At 31.6% G+C, this 25717-nt stretch carries 17 protein-coding genes; 15 read left to right on the forward strand and 2 right to left on the reverse strand.

Going from position 1 to position 25717, the window contains the following annotated elements:
• The 10 genes from GFV00_RS08260 to GFV00_RS08305 all read left to right on the forward strand — a co-directional run.
• Window positions 1–425, forward strand: a 425-nt coding sequence (locus tag GFV00_RS08260; RefSeq protein ID WP_160557807.1) for a CHAP domain-containing protein, incomplete at its 5' end; no start/stop codon positions are given.
• 16 nt (window positions 426–441) lie between these two features.
• Window positions 442–1707, forward strand: a complete 1266-nt coding sequence (locus tag GFV00_RS08265; protein ID WP_160557806.1) for a hypothetical protein — start codon at window positions 442–444, stop codon at window positions 1705–1707.
• 42 nt (window positions 1708–1749) lie between these two features.
• Window positions 1750–2172 (forward strand): hypothetical protein, encoded by a 423-nt coding sequence (locus GFV00_RS08270; protein WP_160557805.1) that lies wholly within the window; start codon window positions 1750–1752, stop codon window positions 2170–2172.
• Entirely contained in the window at window positions 2130–2927 is a 798-nt protein-coding gene (locus GFV00_RS08275) for a CHAP domain-containing protein (protein ID WP_160557804.1), read from the forward strand. The genes GFV00_RS08270 and GFV00_RS08275 overlap by 43 nt, the downstream gene beginning before the upstream one ends.
• 15 nt (window positions 2928–2942) lie before the next feature.
• On the forward strand, window positions 2943–4211 hold the full coding sequence (locus GFV00_RS08280) for a hypothetical protein (protein WP_160557803.1): 1269 nt from the start codon (window positions 2943–2945) through the stop codon (window positions 4209–4211).
• 897 nt (window positions 4212–5108) lie between these two features.
• The gene (gene tgt / locus GFV00_RS08285; protein ID WP_160557802.1) at window positions 5109–6239 is read left to right on the forward strand and encodes a tRNA guanosine(34) transglycosylase Tgt; all 1131 of its coding nucleotides are present in this window, start codon (window positions 5109–5111) and stop codon (window positions 6237–6239) included.
• On the forward strand, window positions 6197–7336 hold the full coding sequence (locus GFV00_RS08290) for an LptF/LptG family permease (RefSeq protein WP_255448671.1): 1140 nt from the start codon (window positions 6197–6199) through the stop codon (window positions 7334–7336). Before tgt ends, GFV00_RS08290 begins: the two co-directional genes overlap by 43 nt.
• A gap of 26 nt (window positions 7337–7362) precedes the next feature.
• Window positions 7363–7560, forward strand: a complete 198-nt coding sequence (locus tag GFV00_RS08295; RefSeq protein ID WP_160557801.1) for a hypothetical protein — start codon at window positions 7363–7365, stop codon at window positions 7558–7560.
• 5 nt (window positions 7561–7565) lie between these two features.
• Window positions 7566–8228 carry a tRNA (adenosine(37)-N6)-threonylcarbamoyltransferase complex dimerization subunit type 1 TsaB gene (gene tsaB, locus GFV00_RS08300; protein WP_160557814.1) on the forward strand — a complete coding sequence of 221 codons (663 nt, stop codon included), beginning with the start codon at window positions 7566–7568 and terminating at the stop codon, window positions 8226–8228.
• Window positions 8229–8734: 506 nt separating this feature from the next.
• On the forward strand, window positions 8735–16234 hold the full coding sequence (locus GFV00_RS08305; RefSeq protein ID WP_160557800.1) for an MBG domain-containing protein: 7500 nt from the start codon (window positions 8735–8737) through the stop codon (window positions 16232–16234).
• Window positions 16235–16272: 38 nt separating this feature from the next.
• On the opposite strand, the gene lpxB is transcribed toward GFV00_RS08305, so the two are convergent.
• Together lpxB and GFV00_RS08315 are read right to left on the reverse strand one after the other, a co-directional pair.
• On the reverse strand, window positions 16273–17391 hold the full coding sequence (lpxB, locus tag GFV00_RS08310) for a lipid-A-disaccharide synthase (RefSeq protein ID WP_160557799.1): 1119 nt from the start codon (window positions 17389–17391) through the stop codon (window positions 16273–16275).
• 200 nt (window positions 17392–17591) lie between these two features.
• Window positions 17592–18371: an alpha/beta fold hydrolase gene (locus GFV00_RS08315; protein WP_160557798.1), complete on the reverse strand. Its 780-nt coding sequence runs from the start codon at window positions 18369–18371 to the stop codon at window positions 17592–17594.
• A gap of 171 nt (window positions 18372–18542) precedes the next feature.
• Here GFV00_RS08315 and cycA point away from each other — a divergent pair, with 171 nt between their 5' ends.
• From cycA to glpC, 5 genes are all read left to right on the forward strand, one after another.
• Window positions 18543–19934: a D-serine/D-alanine/glycine transporter gene (cycA, locus tag GFV00_RS08320; RefSeq protein WP_160557797.1), complete on the forward strand. Its 1392-nt coding sequence runs from the start codon at window positions 18543–18545 to the stop codon at window positions 19932–19934.
• Window positions 19935–20178: 244 nt separating this feature from the next.
• Window positions 20179–20997, forward strand: coding sequence for a 1,4-dihydroxy-2-naphthoyl-CoA synthase (menB, locus tag GFV00_RS08325; protein ID WP_160557796.1), 819 nt, complete (start codon window positions 20179–20181; stop codon window positions 20995–20997).
• Between the two features lie 585 nt (window positions 20998–21582).
• Window positions 21583–23244, forward strand: coding sequence for an anaerobic glycerol-3-phosphate dehydrogenase subunit A (glpA, locus tag GFV00_RS08330; RefSeq protein ID WP_160557795.1), 1662 nt, complete (start codon window positions 21583–21585; stop codon window positions 23242–23244).
• Window positions 23234–24514, forward strand: a complete 1281-nt coding sequence (glpB, locus tag GFV00_RS08335) for a glycerol-3-phosphate dehydrogenase subunit GlpB (protein WP_160557794.1) — start codon at window positions 23234–23236, stop codon at window positions 24512–24514. The genes glpA and glpB overlap by 11 nt, the downstream gene beginning before the upstream one ends.
• On the forward strand, window positions 24495–25709 hold the full coding sequence (glpC, locus tag GFV00_RS08340) for an anaerobic glycerol-3-phosphate dehydrogenase subunit GlpC (RefSeq protein ID WP_160542974.1): 1215 nt from the start codon (window positions 24495–24497) through the stop codon (window positions 25707–25709). The genes glpB and glpC overlap by 20 nt, the downstream gene beginning before the upstream one ends.
• The last annotated feature ends 8 nt before the right edge of the window (window positions 25710–25717 follow it).

Here is a 25717-nt window from a genome sequence, read left to right on the forward strand (position 1 = left end):
AATATTTACTGAAACATGATGATATAAATTACAAACCTCAAAAGGGAGATATATTTATATGGAAAAATAAAAGCGGAGGAATGGGCCATACCGGGGTAATTATCGATTATGAAGAAAAAAAGATAAAAAGGAAAAATGAAGAAGGAAAAGAAGTTGAAGAAACCCTGGAAATAGTCACCACCATTGAAGCAATCAGTTCTTCTGAAACTCCTTATGGAATGAGTTCGAAATTAATTATGGGAGGAGTTATTAAACTCAAATGGTTAAGAAAATCAAACCATTTAATCGGTCATCCTCTAAAAAATGGTAAAGGGCATGAGGTCTCACCTTGCCGTTTTTATACTCCTAAAGTTCACTTTAGTAAGGCAGATAAAAAAATACGGTGGAAAGATCAAGGGTACACCTTTGAAATAAAGAAAAAATAATAAAAAACAAAGAATTATGAGAAAGATATTAATCTCATGTATACAAGTATTGGTTTTATTTTCTTGTCAAGGCCAAGAAAATAAATCGGCTATACAAGTTAATAATGAAAATAAAGAAGCAACAACAAAACCTATTGAAAAACCGACAGAAAATAAGCCCGTTATGAATAATGAAATAGATTTAAAAAAAATAGCCGAGCATATTGAACTACAAAAACGGGTTTTTGTAGAAGATCATATTCCGGAAAACGAATATGTTGCCACCCGGGAAGATTTAGACTTGCAACAACCCTTAATTGAAAAAACGCTGTTTAACAGCGGATATAAATTTCCGGAGTATGCCGAATTCAGAGAACGTGTAAAATATCTTTTTGGAATCGATCTGGATAAAAGTAAAGAAACGATAGTTACCTTATATCCACTTCGTTTTGCCAATCTAAGAGGAGTAGCTTATACGGATGAGGAAATCAAAGGTAATGTCAGTAAAACCATGACTTTTGATCAGTATAAATACACGTTTGCAAGGTTTGAATGGAATTTATTTATAGACAAGGAAAGAAAGATCATTACCCCGATGGTTTTTTTGGAGGATTTAATAAAAATAAATAATATCGATAAAAAGGAGTATTCGGTTAAACAAAATTTATCGATAGTAAGTTTAAATAAATATTTAATGTATGGAGATAAAGCCGGTTTGATATATTTACTTTCAAGGGAAAAAGAAATGGCCCATGACTTATTATTAAATTTCAATTATGATAAGGAAGATAAAATTAATAAAAGTGTTATGGATAGTTTGTATAATCGATGTAATCCAAGAAGTTATGAGTTTGGGCAAGAGGTTAGAAGTTTAATTTTTGTAGATAATTTTAAAACGGATGATAAATTATATATCAGAGAAGGAATATTAAAAACGATAGAACATATAACTAATGAGAATGAAGGCACCTATGCGATAGAATTAATTGACAGCACATTATATCTATTAAGAGAATTAGATAAAAGTGATTTAACAAAAGCGCAAAAAGGATATAGTTATAAAAAAATAGGGTATTTAGCCAATACCTGTGATCCGCTATTTAGGAAATATCATTTATCAAGAACTGTAAGGTGGGGAAACGGAAATATCTTAGGTGCATATCACGCCTCATTAATAGATGATTTGGAACCTTGGTATGATTTAAAAAACACCTTTATAGAAAACAACTACTATAATTTACCCCATTTAGAAGAAATGGTAGAATATGCGGAAGAATTTACTGATAAGGAGACTCCGGAATAATTTAAGCAAGGTACACGTAAAGGCTCAGATATAATATAAATATTGGTATTCAAAAAGATAACTTTTTGGGCTCAAATAAATGCAGAGACGGGATTTTTTAAATTATCGCAAGAAAAACCGAGTAAATATAAATCCAGTACTTCCTTTTATAAAGGGAGAGGATTGATACAACTTACCGGTAATTTAAATAAGGAAGGAACTGCTTACGATGATCCCGGACCTTATAAATTTTATGGATCTTATTTAGTAAAACAAGGTTATCTGAAAAAAGAAGAGGAAGGAATATTTATCAGCGATCCTGATTTGATATCCAAAGATCTACATTATGCCATAGACAGTGCCGGTTGGGAATGGTGTATTGAAAAAAAGGCACTTTCATATATAATAGATTATGGTGATAAAGAAAAAAATGCGTACGCTAAATGGAAACGAGATACATTTCCAAAAGGAGTGGAAAATCATTAAATGATATTGCATTAGCTTATGAAGAAACTATAGAGGAAGAAAAATACTTTTGGTTTCAATCTAAGATATTAAATGGGTATCCGCTTACACATAAAGATAAACCCGATCCGCATGGTTGGGAAAAGCGTAAAGAAGGACTTATAAAGTTAAAAACATGGTTTAAATACGATAAGGCTGTTTGTAGGGGAGAGAAAGAAATCAACTATAATAAAATATTAGATAATCCAATGCTTAATTATGTAAAAGTAGCTGGAAGCTTTATAGGAATAGAAGAAGGTAATAATTCAATAATAGCAAACTTTTTTACTGAAATAGGACATAAGGGATATACAGATAAAACTGCCTGGTGTACAGCTTTTGTTAATTATTGCTTGAAAATAGGTAATCCAGAAATACCAAGAAAAGATGCTTTAAAAGCTGTTTCTTTTTCATATTCTGGTTATGAGGAAGTAGATATACCATTTTATGGATCTTTTATGGTTTGGGCTAAAAATGGAACCTTTTATAAAGTTGGAAGCCAAGGTCACGTTGCTATAGTAGTAGGTAAAGTTGGAAATGCTTACGCACAATTAGGAGGAAATCAGGCAAAACCAGGAAAACAAGAAGGAACTACTGTGAATGTAGTTTTAAGACAAAGAGATCCAAAAGTAAAATATTTCCATCCAAAACAAGTTCCAAAAATAGAATTGGGAGAACCATTATTTACTCCAGCAACTAAAACAGCTGGTAAAGAATCATTGAATTCAACAAGATAATTAAAAAGTAAAATTATGAGAAAAATAACAAACTATTTGTTTAGTCTAATTTTAAGCATACAAGGATGTTCTCAAAATAAGCAAAATCAAACAAATATTAATATAGAAAATGATAATATGGTAAAAGAAACGTTAATGTCTCAATTAAAAGATGGTGATAGTACCCCATTAGGTGATGAATATGAATCCCACAATTATTCTCAAAAAGATTTAGATGCCACAATTAATATAATAAATAAAATTTTAGTATCTCAAGGCTATACATTTCCAACACAACTTGAATTTAACCATAAAATTAAATTAATATTAAATAGGATAATAGATAATAAGTCAGATAAAAAATATTTATATGTAGATTTATATGATAAATGTAATAGAGATGAAATTTATAGTAGAAATCCTATTTACAATGGTATTTTTATAGTAAAAAATAATTATTTCATTACTAGTCTATATGCAATACCAGAACTTATAGATTATCAAAAAGAATATCCTGAAACAAAATCAATTGAAGATAAAAAAATTATAAAATCAGATTCATATTGGACCGAGGAATTAGAAATTCCTCATTGGAAAGAAATAAAAAATTTATCCCAACGAAGGTATTTTAATAAACAGCGTTTAATTTCCCGAAACAAATACTTATTTAATGACGATAAAAGTCAGTTTCCATGGCTGGTTATGCATGATGAATTTTTTATGCGCAGTTTGGTAACTGAATTTGGTTATACTGAGGATAAAAAACTATTGAAATGGGTGATTGAAAATACGGATTTACCACTATTTTCAAAGTTTGCCGAAACAAAACATTTGAAAGAATTGGGAAAACTATTATGGACCAAGGATTGTAATGGAGAAATACGAGTCCATCAAAATACCTTGGATTTACTCAAAGAATTATCTACCCCACATGACGATTTATATATTCTGTATGTAGCAGAGTATTTATCAAATTATATGGCATCCTTTGCAATTAAAGAAGAAAAATTGACAATAGAACAAAAAGCAAAAATAGCAGCTCATTTGTTGTATTGGGGAGAGCAATATAAATACGATAAACATTACGATTTTAATCAAATGTTTATGACCCGATTCTATTACTATCATTTTGAAAGAGAGGCTTACGAAAAAGAATTTAAAAAGAATAATTATTACGGTTTACCTAAATTTAAAGAATGGTATGAAGCAGCAAAGAAAGAAAAAGATTATTTTAATGGAGGAGAAGGAATGGAAGATGATCCAAACCCTTATGATTACAGGCGTATAGCAGAACCAATAAAATAATAATCTCTTTTTAAATAAAATTTAAAATAAAAATAACTTTAACTTAGACACTTGTGCTCGAAAAGCACATTTTTTTGCACAATCTCGCGAAGAATCAGGCTTAGATTTGAAAGGAGCCTTGGAAGGAGAATGTTTAAATTATGCTGCGGAAATTGTCATTATACTTTAAATAGTTCATACTGGGCTTGCAAAGTTTTTAAATGAGTTCCAAAATGAAAAAAATAATTTTATTGATTAGAAACTACTAAAATAAGTTAAACAATAAAAAAACAAGATTGACTTCTTTCACATAAATGTAAACCGAATCTGATGGATGGATTAATAGATTAATTGAAAGTTAAATTAGGGTACTATTCAATCAGTTTTAAAAACTATACAAAACAAAAAAATAAAATACCCATTTAAAAGTCAATAATATATTTCTATATCTAATAAAATTTGAAATCAATTCACAACATTACATATTTTCCAACCCTTATGGGCACTTGCGATTTGATTTATACCATTATGATTTAAATTACCTAAAAGCGATTTACAACATCCTTACATCAAGTTATTCAATAGTTGTCATTATGAAACTCGGTATATCTAATAAAATTTGAAGCAATTCACAACACTAAGTATACTTCATCGTAATAATTAAAGTTGTGAATGATCACTAAAACATCATATTAAAAAAGCATTATCAGCATGACATCATCACTCTTTTAAAGACAAAATGATTACAATTTTGCAAATATATAAAAATTACCATTCTTTATCCAAGAATACTCTATTTAATTAAATATCAAACCCAACATTTAAAAAGCAAAATAGTCGAAATTAATGGGTTACCTTAAATGTTAAAAAACATCCTTTTTTAGAATATTTTTTAAATCAGTTTATATATTTGCATTTATGTTTTTTAGTAGTAACGTTAAGGATAAAAATTCTAAAGCAAGAGCAGGTATTTTGCAAACCGATCACGGAAAAATAGAAACCCCTATTTTTATGCCGGTTGGAACGGTTGGAACAGTAAAATCAGTGCATCAAAGAGAACTTAAAGAAGATATTAATGCCCAAATCATTTTAGGAAATACTTATCATCTATATTTAAGACCGGGCACCGATATATTATACAAGGCCGGCGGGTTACATAAATTTATCCATTGGAATCGTCCTATCCTTACAGATAGTGGCGGTTATCAAGTATTTTCTCTTTCTCAAACTCGGAAAATCCAAGAAGAAGGAGTAAAATTTAAATCGCACATTGACGGATCGTATCATTTTTTTACACCTGAAAAATCTATGGAAATCCAACGATATATCGGAGGGGATATCTTTATGGCGTTTGATGAATGTACCCCCTATCCTTGCGATTATTCCTATGCTAAAAATTCATTGGAAATTACACATAAATGGCTTAAACGTTGTGTGAAATGGTGTGATGAAAATCCGGAATTTTATAATTACAAACAACATTTATTCCCTATTGTACAAGGAAGTACCTTCGATGATTTACGCAAATTTTCTGCAGAATTTATTTCCTCTGTCAATGCGGATGGTAATGCTATTGGGGGGTTAAGCGTTGGAGAACCGGAAGAAGAAATGTATCGTATCACCGATTTGGTAACTGATATTTTGCCTCTTGAAAAACCGAGATATTTAATGGGTGTGGGTACTCCATGGAATATTTTGGAATCCATTTCTTTAGGTATTGATATGATGGACTGTGTAATGCCTACTCGAAATGCCCGAAACGGTATGCTATTTACCTGGGATGGCGTTATTAATATTAAAAACAAAAAATGGGCGGATGATTTTTCCGAACTGGACCCTAAAGGTACTGCTTTTGTTGACCATGATTACTCCAAAGCCTATCTAAGGCATTTGTTTTCTGCTAATGAATTTTTAGGAAAACAAATTGCTTCTGTACATAATCTTGCGTTTTATTTAGACTTGGTTAAAACCGCTCGTAAACATATTATAGAAGGTGATTTTACAAGTTGGAAAAAATCGGTCATTCCGCAGCTAAGAAACAGATTATGATTACTATTTTAGACCGGTATATTATTCGAAACTTTCTGGGAACCTTGTTTTTCATGCTGCTTCTTTTAATTGCTGTTTTTGTGATTATTGATATTCAAAGTCATTATCAGGAATTCAGCGAAAACGGATTTTCCGTATTGGATACCTTAAAATTATATTATCCGTTTTATGTTATTTGGGCAGTAAATGTTTTTGCATCCATACTGGTTTTTATTTCTGTAATTTATTTTACGTCTCGAATGGCAAATAATACGGAAATTGTTGCCATTACCAGCTCAGGGACCAGTTTTTTCAGATTTTCACGACCCTATTTTATCGTGGGAATCATGATTGCGTTAGGTTCTTTCATGACCAATCATTTTCTTCTTCCTTGGGCAAACATTAAAAAGAATGAGTTTAATGTAAAAATTCTTACCGGAAACAAAAAAGATGCCTATATGGCCAATCAAAATATATCTGCACAAATATCTCCTACAGAATATATTTTCGTTAACAGCTATAATCGTCAAATGAAGAGAGGAACGGGATTTTTATATCAGAAATTTAATGAAAAAAGAATATTGCTGCATGAATTACGTTCTGCTGAAATTTATTGGTCTGAAGAAGACAATACCTATGTCTTAGGCAACTATTACGAAAAGGAGATGTCTTCTAATGGAAACATAGTATCTTTAAAAAACGGAAGTACCTTAAAAAAACATTTTAATTTTACTCCTGATGAATTACTGCCTGAAGCATTTGTAGCAGAAACTATGAATACTCCTGAATTAAGAGAGTTTATAAAAAAAGAAAAGATGAGAGGTGCTAATAATGTAAATATCTATCTTAATGAGCTTCATCAAAGAACCAGCTCATCTGTAGCTGTAGTTATTCTTACCTTCCTTGCCTTATCTCTTTCTTCAACAAAAAAAAGAGGCGGATTAGGAATAAATTTGGCGATTGGTATATCCTGTGCTTTTTTATATATATTTTCTTTCCAAGCCTTACAAGTATTCTCTTCCAAAGGAATTTTACCTTCTTGGTTTGCAGTATGGCTCCCTAATATTATTTTTGGTATAATTACTTTAGTCTTGTATGTAAAACGCGCATACGCATAAAAAAAATAAATAATACTACTAATACGATGAAAAAAAAGATTGCAAATTTTATAGCATTTATAATTGGTATTTATTTTATTATCCGTTCGTTTTTCTGGTATAACCGCTCGCAAGGTGATCCCTCACAAAATAATTTTTTTGCGATCGTTTATTTTTGCATTGGAATAGTTGCCATTATCATTCAATTAGTTGTAAATTACCGTAACAAAAAGAAAAAACAGTAATGGCAATCAATATTCTTCATATAGAAACCTCTTCAAAAAACTGTTCGGTAGCGATTGGAACTGACGGTAAAATAAATTCATATTGTGAAGAAATATCTCAAGATTATAAACATAGCGAAAATCTTCATTTATTTATTCAATGGGCTCTTGAAGGTGCAGAATTAGCACTTTCTGATATCCACGCCGTCTCTGTAGGAAAAGGACCCGGATCTTATACGGGTTTACGTATAGGATTAGCATCAGCCAAAGGATTTTGTTTTGGAAATGATATCCCTCTAATCTCCATAAACTCTTTATATATTTTAGCCGTTCCCTATTTAAATTCCGAGTACGATTATATTATCCCTGTTATTGACGCGAGAAGAATGGAAATTTACACGTCTGTCTTAAATAAAAAAGGAGAATATCTAATTGAGACTCATGCTCATATTTTAAATGAAAAATCTTTTGAACAAATAAGTTCAAAGAAAGTACTCTTTGTTGGAGATGCTGTTGAAAAAACTGAAAATTTCTTGAAAGAAACTTCATTCCCTTTGGAAAACGCTACCTTTATTAATGCTTATCCTCAAGCAAAAAATATGGTTGATCTCTCCTATAAAAAATTCCAACAAACCACATTTGAAGATGTTGCCTATTTCGACCCTCTGTATTTAAAAGATTGGAAATAGTTTTCTCAAATTAACAGTCCAAACTAAATCTTTATACTTTTCAAGTCAAGTTGATAGCAATAACTTATCTAATTACATTTACTCTATACTAATGTAGCCCGATATTTATAAAATATTTTTTTATTTATAAAATAATTTCTACAATAGCATTACAATTTATTTTTTTATAATATTTTTTTTAAAGTATAGTAATTATTATAATAATTAATATATACTTAATTTACTATCATTAACAATAATACACTTAATTTTAATTAAATTAATTATTTAAAACAAGTTTTTATATTAAATTTCTAATAAATTTCCTAATATTAATACAGAATATTTGTATTTTTGTATAGTTGTGTGTGTGTAATTAGTTTTAGTTTATGTTATTTAAATAGTTCTTATTATCAATTTATTATATTTATTTTTTAATTCTATTTAAATATTCTTTATTAATCAGATTACTTCATTCACTTTGATAATTTAATTAATTATTTAATTTTTTGATCAAAAGTTGATATATGAAACATCTATATTTTGTTCTTATTTTATTGCAAACTATAGGCATTGGATTCCTTTATTCACAAGAAAAAAATCCAATACTTACAGAATCTTCTCAAACACTTAAAGACAGAACCTACCAACATTTAATTATGTATGGACAAAGTTTGTCGACAGGAGCTCAATCTTACCCCGCTCTATCTACCGAAAATATTGAGGGAAACTATATGATAGGAGATCAAGTCTGGATCGAGCAGGGAAATACCCATTTCACAGAATTTAATCCGTTGAAAGCTTCCACTGCCATAATGTACCAAAATTATCCTAAAAACAGAGCATCCATCACGTTGGCGGAAACTCCTTTAGTTGGCCTGGTAAACCATTTACAATTAAAACAGCCTAAATCAGGGATTAAATACCTGGCTTCTTCCGATGGAGAAAATGGAAAAAGCATTGAAGCTTTATCTAAAAAAGGGGTTTTACAAAAAAATTATTATAATGATTATTTTTTAAAATCAATTGAATCTGCTGCAAATATTGCCCGATCAAATGGTTACAAAATGGTCACTCCGGCAATTTTTTGGCTTCAGGGAGAATACAATTATTTTACTCTTCATGATGATAATACTAGAGGTGCTACTCTTGACAAAAATGTCTATAAAAAGCTTATGGTTGAACTAAAAAATGATATGCAGAAAGATATCATGAATGCTTATGGGCAAACTAAAAAACCGGTTTTTATTACCTATCAAGTAGGATCATTACGAAATGATGATAATCTCAATATTGGACTTGCTCAATTAGAATTATCAAATACATATGATGACATTATAAATGCCGGCCCAATTTATCATTTGCCGCATAGAGGAATTCATATGGATGCCAACGGATACAGATGGTATGGTGAAATGTTGGCAAAAGTGTATTATAAAACCCAAGTACTAGGCGAAGATTTTAAACCTTTACAGCCTAAACAAATCTATCGTATATCGTCGAATTCAGTGGGGATTATATTTCATGTACCTCAACCCCCTCTTGTTTTTGATACCAATCTTGTGCAAGCACTTCCCAATTATGGATTTAAAATAAAGAATAACGGGGTGGAACAAAATATATCTGAGGTAAAAATCGATTCGAATAATAATACGATAATTATTTCTTGTACAAATGCTATTACCGGAAATGTAGAGGTCATATACGGACAGCAAAATATATATCTTAATAAAAAATTATTGATTAAAGCCGGAAATCTAAGGGATAGTGATAACTATCCTGCTTTTTTTACTTATGTAGATTTGGATGCTAAAAAGGATGGTGAATATATCTATCCAAGAGAAAAATCAGAAAAAACCCTAAGACCGGACAATGAACCTAAAGACAAGGACGGAAGTTTTTTACATGGCAAACCTTATCCGTTATATAATTTTAGTGTAGCTTTCAGTTATACTCTGGATGCTAATAAAACTTCAATCCTTATGCCCGGTTTCAAACCCAAACATGACATTTTATATGTTAAAAAAGGTAGTAATGGAGACGGGAGTTCATGGGAAAACGCTTTGGGGGAATTAGCTGATGCTTTAAAAATTGCTGAAGAACAAAATATAGATAATGAGATACTAATTAAGCAAATATGGGTTGCTAATGGTTCTTATTCTCCTTTATATATTGCAGGTGATGGTGGTAATGCTAATGATCGTTCTTTTGTACTACCGAAAAATGTAGAAATTTATGGTGGATTTGCAGGAACAGAAACATCTGTTAATCAAAGAGATTGGAAAAATAATAGTACTATACTCCAAGGTGATAATGTATACCATGTTGTAATTTCATCAGGAGATGCCGGAAAAACAGTTCTTGATGGTTTTACTATTAAAGGAGGAAATGCAAGTGTACGTAGCAATAATTGTATAAGAAAATATAAAGTTCCTTGTCACATAACAGTTAATAATAGTTGGATTTATACTGGATATGGTGGAGGTATTTATCTTTCTAATTCATCGCCCAAATTAAAAAACTTGATAATATCGGATAATAATGCCGTAGATGCCGGAGCAGGTATAACAATTGACGTATCCAACTCTTTCTTAAACAATATAACTATTACAAATAATAAATTAATTGGTAATAATGCCATAGGGGGAAGCGGTGTCTATACTCTTAAGTCATCTCCTTTTTTACAGGATGTATCCATTACTAATAACAATATAGAAACTACAAATGTTAAAGCAAAAGGTGCAGGAGTATATAATTTAGATTCAGAAAAACCTAGATTAAATAATGTAATAATTTCCGATAATGCTATTATAAATTATAAATATAAAAATGCGATTGGTAAAGGAGGCGGTATTTATATTGAAAACTCAAACTTACTGTTAACAAACTCTCTAGTCGTTAGAAATAAATCCGGCGAAGGAGGAGGTATTTATATCGAACATTCAAATGAATCTGAATTTACAAATGTTACCATTTCAGATAACGAAGTTTCGGCTAATAAAGGCAGTGGTTTATATTGTAATGATGCAAACCCTACAATTTACAATAGTATAATTTGGGGTAACAAACCCAATACAACCTCTAATGAAGAAGGTCTAAAACCTATTTTTAACTATAGCTTAATTCAGTATAATTTTTCCACTGATAATTTTAATTTAAGCGGTCAAACCGATCCTTTATTCGAAGACGGATATAAATTAAATCCAAACAGCCCGGTTATAAATAAGGGTAATAATGAATATATAATTTCGACGAATAAAGACTTAGACAACAGCCCTCGAATTGTTAACAAAACCGTAGATATAGGTGCTTATGAATATCAAAATGAAGCTTCATGTAACAGCTTTAAAGATATTACCATTAATGACACAGAAGTAACTTATGATGGAAAAACTAAAGAATTTTTTTTAAATGAACTTCCAAGTCATATAAGTGCAGAAATCAAATATAAAGGTATCGGAAATACTTCTTATAATGAAAGTTCTGACGCACCTATTGATGCCGGAACTTATTTAGTGATCGTTCAATTAAAAAATAATTCTGAATCAACCGATTGCGAAATAACTCTTACAGCAAATTTGACAATTAAAAAAGCTATAACTGAAATTGTCTCGGATGATTTATATACCTACACTTACGATGGAAAAGAAAAGAAAGTATTCGCTTCCCATAATCATAATGATTCTTCAATTACCTATGAACCTCAACAAGAATATGTAAATGTCGGAGGGTATACCATAACAGCAAAATCTGCTGAAACAAAAAATTACCTTGCCGCAAAAAAAGATATTATATTAGTTATAGAAAAGGCAAACTTTACTAATATATCATTACCTGAAATGAGTGTTACTTATGATGGTTTAGAAAAATCTATGGAGGTTACCGGAACTGTACCGGCAGAAACCGATATAGTGTATGAATACGAAGGCATTAATGCAACATCCTACCCTAAACAAAAAAATAAACCTGTAAATAGTGGTACTTACCTTGTAACGGCAACAGTAAGTAACCCTAATTATAATACCCTGTTGATACAAGGTAAATTACTAATTAATAAGGCAAATTTTAACGGTATTAAACTTAATGAGAAAGTAACTACTTACAATGGTGATAAACATAATAATGTTATCACTGTTTCAGATAAACTTCCCAACAATACCGAAATAAAATATGAATACGAAGGAGTTAAACATACTTCATATCCTAAAAATACAGAAGAACCGATCAATTCCGGTACATACCAGGTGACAGCCACTATAACAAACAGTAATTATAATACACTGATTCTAAACAACAACCTTATAATAAACAAAGCTGAAGCAATTATTATAGCTGAAGACGAACAAAGTTTTATTTATGATGGTAATGAAAAAAATATAAGTGCCACTCTTAATCATTCGGAAAGCCAACTCCAATATTTAACTAACAATAAATATATTAATGCAGGAGACTATGAAATAAAAATTGAAGCTCCGGAATCAGATAATTACCAAAAGGCCAGCAAGAAAGTAATATTAAAAATTAAAAGGGCAAAAACTGTAATTACAGCCCAAAGCATACAAATATATACATATGACGGCAAGGAAAAAACTGTTACCGGTTCTATTAATCATAAGGAAACCACCATTGATTCTTATCCCCAAAAAGGATATATTAATGCCGGAGAATATTCCATAACATTAAAAACAAAACAAACCAATAATTATGAAGCAGCATCATTAGATGTAAAATTAATTATTGAAAAAGCACAATCCATAATTTCTGCCGAGGATATACAAACCTTTTTCTATAATGGTAAACAAAGAAACATTTCTGCAACTTTAAACCATAACGAGGTAGATTTAACCTTTAGCCCTCAAAAAGGCTTTACTGAATCAGGTTCTTATGATATTGTTATAAATGCACCCGCTTCAACAAATTATGAATCCGTTTCAAAGAAAGTTAAACTTATAATTAAAAAAGCGGAGGCTTTAATCACCGCTAACGAAATTCAAACATATACTTTTGATGGAACAGTAAAAAATGTAGTTGCTCAATTAAACCATGACGAAGCCATACTAACCTATTCCCCACAAAGAGGATATACAGATGCCGGTTCCTATAAAATTATCGTTAGTGCTCCTTCTACCTCTAATTATGAAGCTGTTACTAAAACCATTACTTTAAATATTAATAAAACTGTTTCTTATCCGTCAACGATTAAATTAGAAAGTAAAACATTTACTTATGATGGTAATCCACATAGTTTATTTGTTGAAGGTTATCCGGAAGGCACACAAATTAATTATGAAAATAATAATAAAATTAAAAGTGGAACATATACAGTTACCGCCACTTTAATACATAAAAATTATAAAGACACTCAATTATTATCTCAATTAATTATTAATAAAGCACCTTCAATTATATCCGCTGAAGATTTACAAAATTTCACTTATGATGGTAAAGAAAAAATTGTAACGGCTTCTCTAAATCATAATGAGACATCCTTATCTTATTTTCCACAACAAGGATACAGTCAGGCGGGTAAATATACAATTACCGCTAAAGCTGCAGAGTCTAACAATTATAAACATTCTTCAAAACAAATCGTTTTAAACATTGAAAAAGCTAATGCTGAAATTTCGGCCGATGAAGTACAAACATTTACTTATGATGGAAATTTAAAAAAGATATCAGCTACACTTAATCATAATGAAACCGAATTAACCTTTTCACCGATAAACGGATTTACAAATGCCGGAGAATATACAATAACCATTTCTGCTAGAGCAACTGATAATTATAAATCTGTTTCTAAAACCGTAATTTTAAGAATTGAAAAAGCAGAGGCTTCCATTATTGCTGATGATACGCAAATATTTACATATGATGGTTCTGTTAAAAATGTAAAGGCTATTTTAAATCATAAAGAAGCTCATGTAACATATAGTCCTAAACAAGGATATACTGAGGTAGGATCCTATGCTATTACAGCTAATGCTCCTGAAACATCTAATTATAAAAAAGTTTCTAAGGAAATTACACTGAAAATTAATTATCCTAACAAATTCCCGGCTTCTGTGAAGTTGGAAAATAAATCTTTCACATACAACGGAGAACCTCATAACTTAGTAATTTCCGGATTACCGGAATCTACCCAAGTTTCATATGTAAATAATGAACATATAAAGGCGGGCACATACTTGGTTACAGCGATATTAACTCATCCTAATTATGGTAAAGCAGAGTATACCGCTACCTTAACCATTGATAAGGCTACGGCGATTATTTCCGCTGATGATGTACAATCATTTATCTATGATGGTTTAGTTAAAAATGTGACAGCTACCCTTAATCATACGGAAACTGATTTAATTTATTCACAAGGTTATATTAATGCCGGGGAATATACTATAAAAGTCAGTGCTCCTGAATCTGATAATTATAAGGAAGTTTCTAAAATAATTACTTTAAAAATTGAAAAAGCTACTACAATAATTTCTGCCGAAGAGATACAAATTGCCACCTATGATGGAACAGTTAAAAAAGTTAATGCTTACCTAAATCACAATGAAACAGCAATCAAATTTGTCCCTAATGAAGGCGGCTATATCAATGCAGGAACTTATAAAATTACCATTGAAGCTCCAGCCACTCAAAATTATAAGGCAGCATCCAAAACTGTAACATTAAAAATTAATAAGGCTGATGCTGAAATTATGGCTCCGGAATTCCAAACATATGATTATGATGGAACCGTGAAAAAAGTTACTGCCAGACTTAATCATGACGAAGCGGTAATTTCCTATGAACCTCAACAAGGATATACAGATATAGGAATTTATATAATTACGGCCAGTGCTCCTGAAACTACTAATTACAATAAAGTTTCAAAAGATATTAAATTAAAAATTGTTGCAACTAATTCATTTCCGGCTTCTGTCTTATTGGAAAGTAAATCATTTATATATGATGGCAAACCACATAGTTTATCGGTTACAGGTATACCGGAATCAACTCAAGTTTCTTATGAAAACAATGGTCATACAAATGCCGGTTCTTACTTAGTTAAAGCTAAATTAAATCACCCTAATTATGGTTCTGCGGAATATACGGCTACTCTCACCATCGATAAAGCTCAGGCCATTATTTCCGGTTCTGATACACAAACACTAACTTATGATGGTTCTGTAAAAAATGTGACAGCTACCCTGAACCATACAGAATCAAATTTAATTTATAGTCCACAAGAAATTAGAAATGCAGGAGAATATGTTATTACCATTTTTGCTCCGGGGTCCAAAAATTACAAAGAGGCATCCAAACAAATAACTCTAATAATTAAAAAGGCAGTGGCAAACATTTCTGCTGATGAAACTCAAAAATTTACGTATGACGGTTCTGCAAAATATGTAACAGCGACCTTGAATCATACGGAAACTAATTTAATTTATACGCCACAGAGCTTTATTAATGCAGGTATACATAAAGTAATCGTAAGCGCTCCTGAAACTCTAAATTATTTGGAAGTATCTAAGCAAATATCTTTAATAATAGATAAGGCTAAGTCTGTTATTTCTGCTGATGACATACAAACTTTCATTTATGATGGTTCGGTGAAAAATGTCCAAGCCAATTTAAATCATACAGAAACTAATTTAATTTATTCCCCTAAACAAGGATATATTGAAGAAGGTTCTTATGATATTACCATTACCGCTAATGAAAGTTCAAATTATTTATCTTCTTCTAAAAATGTAAAACTAGTTATAAATAAGAATTCCCTGAGAGTAGATGATATTACAGTTGAAGATGAAGAAATTAAAATAGCACCGAATCCGGTTTCAACTACTTTAAAAATAGTTTTCTCAAAACCACTGACTAAAAAAGAAGTAATAAGCATTTATGATCTAATGGGTAGATTAATTATGGAAACCACCATTGCTCCGGGAGAAAAAATTAAAGAAGTCGATTTTAACGGTTATTATTCCGGTGTTTATATTTTAAAATATAAAAACAAAGTATTTAAAATCGTTAAAGAGTAAAATAATTTTCAAATAACTACAAAAAAAGGATTCCTAAATTAGGAATCCTTTTTTAATTCTTCAACTATCAGTTTTGCCGTTCGAGAGGAAGCTCCGGAGTCTCCCAGCTTATGCCTGAGCTCTAAATAGTTCTTTTTAATTTTTACTGCATTTTCAGGCTCCAATATTTTAGTTAATTCACTCTTTAAATTATTGTAATTTAAATCATCTTGGATAAGCTCGGTTACTACTTTTCGATCCATGATTAAATTAACTAAAGAAATATACTGTATATGCTTTATTAATCTTTTGGCTATTTCATAAGAAATTCTACTGCCTTTATAACAAACAACTTCAGGCACGTTCAGTAAAGCAGTTTCCAGGGTAGCTGTTCCGGAGGTAACTAAAGCAGCTTGAGAAATCCTCAATAAATTATACGTTTGATTGGAAACAATCTTTACATGTGAATTCAAAAATTGTTGATAAAACTCTATTTCAATAGAGGGTGCACCTGCAATGACAAACTCATAAGATAAAAAATCTTTTTCCACCGATAACATTTGAGATAACATTTTTTTAATCTCTTGTATTCTACTTCCCGGCAGTAATGCTATTATGGGCTTATCCGATAGACCATGCTCTTTTCTGAACTTATTTTGATCTAGTTCAGGTAATGAATTTAAAGCATCTAATAAAGGATGTCCCACAAAATCCACCGGATAATTATATTTAGCATAAAAATCTTTCTCAAAAGGAAGAATTACAAACATTCGATCAATATATTTTTTAATAATCTTTACCCTTCCGGATTTCCAGGCCCATAATTGAGGAGATATATAATAAAATGTTTTTATCCCTAATTTTTTCACACTTTTACAAATGCGAAGATTGAATCCGGGATAATCAATAAAGATCACACAATCCGGTTTATATGCTGTTATATCTTTTTTACACAAGTTAATATTACCCAGTATAGTACCTAAATTAGCCACTACTTCAAGAAAGCCCATAAAAGATAAATCCTTATAATGTTTAACCATTATTCCCCCTTGGGCTTGCATTAAGTCTCCTCCCCAGAAACGAAATTCTGCGTTTTGATCCTCTTTTTTAATTTCTTTCATGAGGTTAGAACCATGTAAATCTCCTGAAGCCTCTCCTGCAATTATGTAGTATTTCATATTATTTAAAATTTAAGGTAGAAAATGTTCGAACCATCCTTCTTACTCTTGTAAAGATACGTTCTTCCTCCTTTACAATAATCAATCTGTCTCCAACGTATTTTAAATTTCTCTTATACTAATTTTTACAATCCTTAGATTAGAATGTACGTGTAAAAAATTTCTTCTTATAACTTAAACGCGGATAAAATCTTTATAAATTAAGATTGAAGAAAAGTGGTTACAGTTTCATAAAAAACTGTAGGATTATCTACTTGAACCCAATGCCCTGCATGGGGGATAACTACTGTTTTTTCATTTGGAAATTGTTGACGTATCGAAAACTCATCTTCCTTCAAAATATAATTAGACTTTTCTCCGGCAATAAATAAAGTAGGACCTTCATATTTTCCAAAAGAAATTGTATTATTAATTAACTGATTGTATTTCTCTTTTAAGGTTTTTAAATTAAAACGAAAGTCGAAACGGTTATCTTCCGTTCTGTAAACATTTTTCATTAAAAACATTAATATTCCGGCATCACTTATATGCTGAGATAACATGTTTTCAACATCTTTTTTTTCATTTACTTTTGAAAAATCAACGCTTTCCAATGCCTTGAAAATTTGCTGATGATGTGGAGGATACGCTTTAGGTGCCATATCAACAACTATTAATTTTTCAACAAGATCAGGGTGTTTAACAGCGCATTCCATGACAGCCTTTCCCCCTAAAGAATGCCCTAGTAAAATGGCTTTATCTAATGAATAATGTTTCATATAATTAACAATATCATCAGACATGGTTGTGTAGCTCATTTCATCTGAATGAAAACTCCTACCGTGATTACGTAAATCGATAAGGTGTACTTCATTTGTTTCAGAAAATTTTTTTCCTAAAGTCCCCCAATTGTCCAACATTCCAAATAAACCGTGAAAAATCAATAAGGGCATTTTTCCGGGATTTTCAAATATTTTTGAATTTAAGACGCGATTTTCCATTGAATTATCTTTTTTACAAAAATATGGATATTCTTAATATACTTAATTTCTAAATAGAAGTACAAATACATTGTAATTTATATATGAAACTTCATAAAAAAATGTAATTTTATACTATATTTTATTAATAAAACAATCAATTATTACATAACTAAGAAAAAAATTGAATACATGAATAATTCCAACAATCAGTTAAAAAGGAGTTTAACTAACAGACATATACAGCTCATTGCAATTGGAGGAGCTATCGGGACGGGATTATTTATGGGATCGGGAAAAACCATAAACTTGGCAGGTCCATCAATTTTATTGGTGTATACCATTATAGGCTTTATTTTGTTTTTTGTCATGAGAGCCATGGGCGAATTGCTCCTTTCCAATCTTAACTATAAATCATTTGTCGATTTTACTACCGATTTATTAGGCCCTATGGCCGGTTTTTTTATGGGTTGGACTTATTGGTTTTGCTGGATCGTAACCGGAAGCGCTGATTTAATCGCTATTTCCGGATACGTAGAATATCTTTTTCCTAATATGGTTGCACCGTGGATTCCAGCCTTAGCTTGTATAATATTATTCTTATGTTTAAATCTATTAACTGTTAAGCTTTTTGGAGAAGCAGAATTTTGGTTTGCCATAATTAAAATTATTGCCATAATTTCCCTTATCGCAATCGGTATACTATTCATAATTAATCATTTCAAATCTCCATCCGGAGTAACTACCTCGCTTTCCAATATATGGAACGATGGCGGATTTTTCCCTACCGGTTTTACCGGATTTGTTGCAGGATTTCAAATTGCCGCTTTTGCATTTGTTGGAGTAGAATTGGTAGGAACGACAGCTGCAGAGACTAAAGATCCGGAAAAAACTCTTCCCAGAGCCATTAATGCCATTCCTGTTCGAGTTATTCTATTTTATGTACTTTCTTTAGCCGTAATCATGTCGGTAATGCCTTGGAGAACTATAGACCCCGACAAAAGTCCTTTTGTAGTTTTATTTTCTTTTGCCGGAATAACTGCTGCATTCAGTATAACTTATTTTGTAGTACTTACTTCCGCTGCTTCTTCTGCTAACAGTGGTATATTTTCAACCAGTAGAATGTTATACGGTCTTTCGTTAAGCAAAAAAGCACCTATTTATTTCCGAAAACTTTCCAAAGCTTCAGTTCCTTCCTATGGATTAACGTTCTCCTGCATCTGTTTGCTCCCTGCCGTACTAATCCTCTGCTATGGAAACGAAAATATAATGTATGCCTTTACATTGGTAACTACGGTAGCTACCGTACTTTTTATTTTTATTTGGTCTATGATCCTCATATCCTATATTTCATTCCGAAAGAGAAAACCCGAACTTCACCGAAAATCAAATTATAAAGTTCCCGGAGGTCTTCTATCCATTTATTTATCCTTATTGTTTTTCTTATTTCTCATTGTGGCTTTTTGGTTTAAAGAAGACACAAGACAGGCTCTCATTTTTACTCCTTTATGGTTTGTATTATTGGGAATTTGCTACTCAATAATTCCAAAGCAAATAAAAAACCAGTGGAAAGCACATTTTTAGAATTTTATACCTTTTATCAAGTAAAAAGATTTTCTAAAATCAATCAGTACAAACAATAATTGATCTTTACTAATCATTTAAGATTTTAAATTATGTACAAAGTTAATTTAAAAAGCTTTGTCCGTTATCCCTAAAATTGCCATAGTTTGGTGGTAAAACACAAGAAGGCATACTACTCTTACTTTTATAATAGGTATTAAATACCTAAATTTGAAAATTATCAATAAAATAAATCTAATACAATATGGCTAGAAATTGGCAAACCATAAAAGAATACTCTGATATTTTATTTGAATACTGGAATGGAATTGCAAAAATAACTATTAATCGACCGGAAGTTTATAATGCTTTCCGACCGGAAACCAATTTTCAAATGATTGAAGCAATGGAATACTGTCGAGAGCATCCCGAAATTGATGTAATCATTCTAACCGGAGCGGGAGATAAAGCCTTTTGCAGCGGAGGTGATCAAAATGTAAAAGGTGTTGGCGGCTACGTAGGAGAAGATGGAGTACCTAGATTAAATGTATTGGAATTACATAAAAAAATAAGGGAAATTCCTAAACCGGTAATTGCTATGGTAAACGGATTTGCTATCGGAGGAGGACATGTGCTTCATGTCGTTTGTGATTTAACAATAGCTTCCGAAAATGCTAGATTTGGACAAACCGGTCCGAAAGTTGGAAGCTTTGACGGTGGTTTTGGTTCATCGTACCTTGCCAGAAGTATTGGTCAAAAAAAGACAAGAGAAATTTGGTTCCTATGCCAACAATATACCGCTGAAGAAGCAAGAGAAATGGGAATGGTAAATAAAGTTGTTCCTTTGGAACAACTTGAAGACGCCACCATAGAATGGTGTGAAATCATGCAGCAACGAAGTCCCATGGCATTACGTATGATAAAACGTTGTTTAAATGCTGAGCTTGACGGTCAGCATGGTCTAATGCAATTAGCCGGAGATGCAACCCTTATGTATTATTTAATGGATGAAGCCCAAGAAGGTAAAAAAGCTTTCTTGGAAAAACGTAAACCCGATTTTAAAAAATTTCCTAAATTTCCTTAATAATTTTAAAAAAGTTCCTTGATTAAGGAACTTTTTTTATTTGAATATGAAAATTCTTCGTTTTATATCGTTCATTCAACACAATGTCATTTTAAAACTACAAGAATAATTTTTACTATTCGAAACCTTATTTTAAATGATGAAATAATTTCATTGATTTTCAAGTCTGTTAGTTCTATATACTCTTATCTTTCATTTTATAATTGGTAAAGATAGTATACAAAAAAATACAGTCCATTAAATCTATTTTATTTTCCATTGTTAAAAAATCACTATTTCTCTCTTATAAAATTTTACCATTACTTACGTTTTAAAACCGCTTTTTCAGATAAAAACAAAAGTAATAGTAGGCCCTATTAGAAAATTTTTAGAAAAAATTTTCATCATAATAATTTGTAAATAAATTATAATTAATTAAAACTTTTACAATTAATTAAGTAATAATTAATCTAGTTTATCAATCATATATTAATAATAAAAAATTATCTTATCTGTTTTTTAAAAAAATGATTAATATCAGAATAGTAACTCCATATTGTTTCGTTTTCTTTCGTAATTTTGCTACTAAAATAAAACCAAACATTTGTGAAAACAGAATTATCTAATTCTAGTAAAACTAACACTTGGGATGTAATTGTTATCGGAGGAGGTGCGACCGGTGCCGGAACTGCCCGAGATTGTGCAAGGAGAGGATTGCGTACGCTTATGCTAGAGCGTCACGATATAGCTACAGGAGCTACGGGAAGAAATCACGGATTATTACATAGCGGCAGTCGTTATGCGGTTACTGATAGAGAATCCGCTGAAGAATGTATCAAAGAAAATATGATCTTAAAACGTATCGCCAGCCATTGTGTTGAAAAAACAGACGGTCTTTTTTTAACCTTACCGGAAGACGATATTGCTTTTCAATCTAAATTTATAGAGGCTTGTCATACTGCAGGAATTGATGCTAAGGCCATCGACCCTAAAGAGGCATTACATTTAGAGCCTTCTGCGAATCCTTCCATAATCGGTGCAGTAGTTGTACCGGATGGAACTGTAGATCCGTTCCGTTTAACTCTTTCTAATATAGTAGATGCTAAACAACATGGAGCAACCATTGAAACTTACCATGAAGTTTTAGGATTAATTAAAGAGCAGAACAGAGTTATCGGAGTAAAAGTTTATGATCATATAACCAAACAGAAAAAAAACTTATATGCATCTGTAGTAGTAAATGCCGGAGGAATATGGGGGCAAAAAATTGCGGAGTATGCTGATTTAAAAATAAAAATGTTTCCTGCTAAAGGATCGCTTCTTATTTTTGGACACAGAGTTAACAATATGGTATTAAACCGTTGTCGTAAACCTGCGGACTCTGATATCCTCGTACCCGGAGACACCATTTGTTTAATAGGTACAACTTCCACCCATGTCCCTTACGAAGAAATTGACAACATGTATGTTACTCCTGAAGAAGTAGACATCTTAATCCGTGAAGGTGGAAAATTATCCCCTACCCTGCTTCAAACCCGAATATTACGTGGGTATGCAGGAGTGCGACCATTAGTAGCTTCCGATGATGATCCTTCAGGACGTAATGTTAGCCGAGGTATCGTTTTATTAGACCATTCTACAAGAGATGGTCTGGAAGGTTTTATTACCATTACCGGTGGTAAATTAATGACGTACCGATTAATGGCTGAATGGGCTACAGACTTAGTATGTAAAAAATTAAATAATACAACTCCTTGTACAACCGCTGAATCCAATCTTCCGGGATCTCAACAAAGTACTGAAGAAATAAATCAAAAAATGACTTCAGTACCAACTACCATACGTAAATCTGCCATTTACAGATTGGGAGATATGGCAGAGAATTTAAAAGCAAACAAGGTTACGGAAAATAGTTTAGTTTGTGAATGTGAGGAAGTATCAGTCGGAGAAGTCGAATATGCTATTAATGAATTACATGTCAACAATCTAATTGATCTTCGTAGAAGAACTCGTGTTGGCATGGGAACCTGTCAAGGAGAACTTTGTGCCTGTAGAGCAGCCGGATTAATGAACCATTATCAAGTTTTAAGCCCGGATAAATCTAAAGAAGATTTAACCATTTTCCTTAATGAAAGATGGAAAGGAATACGTCCTATTGCCTGGGGCGATACTTTAAGAGAAAGTGAATTTACCAGTTGGGTTTATGAAGGAGTATGCGGATTAGATATGACACAAGAACAAATTAAAAAAGCAAAAGATGAAATTTGATACAGTAATAGTAGGAGGTGGTTTAACCGGATTGGTTTGTGGAATTCGATTAATGCAGAAAGGGCAAAAATGCGCTATTATCTCTTCCGGACAAAGTGCTTTACATTTTTTTTCTGGTTCCTTCGATTTGTTAAACAATCTTCCTGACGGAACGCCTGTTAATAACCCGGAAGCTTCCCTATCAGAACTTTCTAAACAAGCGCCGAATCATCCATATACCAAAATGGGCGAATCTAAATTTAAAGAATTAGCCCAAGAAGCTAAAAATTTTCTAAATGGAATTGGAATAAAAATCCAAGGGTCTTCAACTAAAAATCATTATCGAATTACCCCTATGGGTATGATAAAACCCACTTGGTTAACCATGCCAAATTTTGCTTTTTTTGAAGATGGAAAATTTCCGGTTAAAAAAGCAGCAATTATAAATGTTGAGGGATTTTTAGATTTTAATCCTGATTTTATTTCCGAAGCATTTGAAAAAATAGGAGTGGAAACTACCATCAACTATTTCAACTTACCGGAATTAAATACAATCAGAAAAAATCCGAGCGAATTTAGATCTACTAACCTGTCCTTTGTATTTGACAAAGAAGCTAACCAAAATCTTCTGGCTAAAATTCTCACTGAAAAAAGTCAAGGATGCGATGCTATTATTTTCCCTGATTGTATTGGTTTTAGAAATGCGGATGTATTACCTAAACTCATTCAAAAGGTAGGAAAACCTATATATTTAATACCGACCTTCCCTCCTTCCCTAGTAGGTGTTAGTACTCAATTATATCTAAAAGATTATTTCACAAAATTGGGCGGTATTTTTATGCTGGGAGACAGCGTAACCCATGCCAACATTGAAGGAAATCAAGTTACCGAATTATATACACTTAACCACGGAAATATTCCAATTTCTGCCAAAAACGTAATACTTTCTTCCGGAAGCTTTTTTAGTCAAGGATTATTAGCTGATAGTAAACAAGTTTATGAACCTGTATTTGACCTTGATACGGATTATTTACAAGATCGAGCAGATTGGTATAATAGTAATTTATTTGAAAAGCAAAATTATCAACAGTTTGGTGTTAAAACTGACAAAAATTTTCACGGTATAAAAAACGATATGCCTATCGATAATTTATATGTGGCAGGTGCCATTCTTAGTGGGTTCAATCCATTAAAAGAAGGATGCGGTGCAGGTGTTTCCTTTTTATCCGCATTATATGTAGCTGAACAAATTTTAATCAAAGAAAAGACCTATGAACCTATTGCTCAATAAAAGTGAAAATAATTTCGAACAATGCATTAAATGTACGATCTGTACGGTGTATTGTCCCGTATCCAAAGTAAATCCCGATTATCCGGGACCAAAACATTCCGGCCCTGATGGAGAAAGATTACGTTTAAAAGACCCTGAATTTTATGACGAATCTTTAAAATATTGTATTAACTGCAAAAGATGTGAAGTTGCTTGTCCATCTAACGTTAAGATTGGTGATATAATCCAGATGGCTCGCATTAAATACAGCAAGAAAAAACCTATTTTAAGAGATGTAATTCTTGCTCACACGGACTTTATGGGTACACTGGCTACTCCATTTGCTCCTATTGTGAATGCAATGACTTCTTTTAAACCGGTTAAAAGCTTAATTGAACCTATCTTAAAAATAGATAAGAGAAGAAGCCTTCCCAAATATTCATTCGGTACGTTCAGAAGTTGGTACAAGAATGTAGCTGAAGAACAAAAAAAATATCCAACACAAGTATCTTATTTTCACGGTTGTTATGTAAATTATAATAATCCGCAGCTTGGAAAGGATATGATCAAAGTTCTTAACTCATTGAACATAGGGATTCAACTTCTTGAAAAAGAAAGATGTTGCGGTATTGCTTTAATATCAAACGGTTTTATAGATAAAGCTAAGAAAAACGCGACTATCGATGAAGCTGAAATTCGCAAATCCGTAATAGACAAAAAACTTCCGGTAATCACTACTTCTTCTTCCTGTACGTTTACTGTACGTGATGAACATTCTCATCTTTTGGGAGTAGATAATAGTTCCGTTAAAGATCAAGTAGAATTAGCTACTCGATACATTTACCGATTGCTGAGTTCTTCTGACACTAAACTTAAGTTTAAAAATAAACCTTTAAAAATTGCGTATCATACCCCTTGTCACATGGCAAAATTAGGATGGACGTATTATTCCGTTGAATTGTTAAAACTTATACCAAATGTAGAAGTAACCGTTTTGGAATCTAATTGTTGCGGAATTGCCGGAACTTTTGGATTTAAAAAAGAAAATCACGAAGTTTCTAAAAAAATTGGTGATCCATTATTTAATCAAATTGAAACGGGAGGTTTCGATCTTGTTGCAACCGATTGCGAAACTTGTAAATGGCAAATCGAAATGTTTACCACTAAAAAATGTGAACATCCCCTTAGTATAATTGCCAATGCATTAGAGGATTGATATTATAT

The sequence above is a fragment of the Apibacter sp. B3935 genome, assembly GCF_009827705.1.
Taxonomy (GTDB): Bacteria; Bacteroidota; Bacteroidia; order Flavobacteriales; family Weeksellaceae; genus Apibacter.